Consider the following 1,031-nt stretch of genomic DNA (forward strand, 5'->3'; position numbering starts at 1 on the left):
CTCACCCTTCCGGCGCTACGCGCCTCCCTCCCTCTCCCATTGGGAGAGGGAAGGGGCCCGCGCGCGCAGCGCGTGGGAAGGGTGAGGGTGACCAAGACAGAGGAACCGGAATGCGCCATCTGCTCGCCCCCATCGCCCTGATCATCGCCGCCCCCGTTGCAGCCCAGCAGGTGCAGGTCGAGGAAGTCCAGTTCCTCAGCCGCGACGGCAAGACGCAGGTGAAGGGCTATCTGTTCAAGCCCGCCAACGCGCCTGCCAAGGCCCCCGCCGTCGTCATGATGCACGGTCGCGGCGGCGCCTATTCGTCGCTCGCCAAGGGCAAATATGACGCCTCCACCCTCGCCTCACGCCACAAGGCATGGGGCAGATTGCTCGCCGAGAACGGCTATATCGCGCTGATGGTCGACGATTTCGGCGCCGTCGGCTACCCGGCGGGGTTCGAGGCGGGGACCTACAAGGACCGCCCCGAAGCGGTCGACGAGGTCAATTTCCGCCCGCTCCACGCCTATGGCGCGCTGCGCTACCTCCAGTCGCGCCCCGACGTGGTGCCCAACCGCGTCGCCTTGCTCGGCTGGTCCAACGGCGCCAGCGCCACGCTCGCCGCCATGGCCGACGACAAGCCCGGCGACATGCGCAAGATCGGCTTCGCCGCCGGCGTCGCGCTCTACCCCGGCTGCGGCCTCAAGAAGCGCTTCGACAAGGACGGCTACAAACCCTACCATCCCGTCCGCGTGTTCATGGGCACGGCGGACGAGGAAGTCTCGCCCAAGCTCTGTGAAGCCTTCGTCGCGCGCAGCAAGGGCAATGGACACGACATTGCCCTGCGCATGTTCGAAGGCGCCACCCACAGCTACGACACCCCGACAAAATCGCGCCAGTCGGTCGAGGCCAATGTCACGGCAAAGGCCGCAACCGAAGCCGACATCCTCGCCTTCCTGGCGGAGAAGCTGAAGCGCTAACCAATTCCTCCCCCAGCTCGCTGGGGGAGGAATTGGTTAGCGCTTCAGCTTCTCCGCCAGGAAGGCGAGGAT

General features: G+C 66.6%; 1 protein-coding gene. It reads left to right on the plus strand.

The window, feature by feature from the left end:
- The first annotated feature begins 110 nt into the window (after positions 1-110).
- Positions 111-959: a dienelactone hydrolase family protein gene (locus tag AX681_RS17210; RefSeq protein ID WP_066659957.1), complete on the plus strand. Its 849-nt coding sequence runs from the start codon at positions 111-113 to the stop codon at positions 957-959.
- Positions 960-1,031: the final 72 nt, after the last annotated feature.

This window comes from Sphingomonas sp. CCH9-E2, from assembly GCF_001557215.1.
Lineage (GTDB): Bacteria > Pseudomonadota > Alphaproteobacteria > Sphingomonadales > Sphingomonadaceae > Sphingomonas.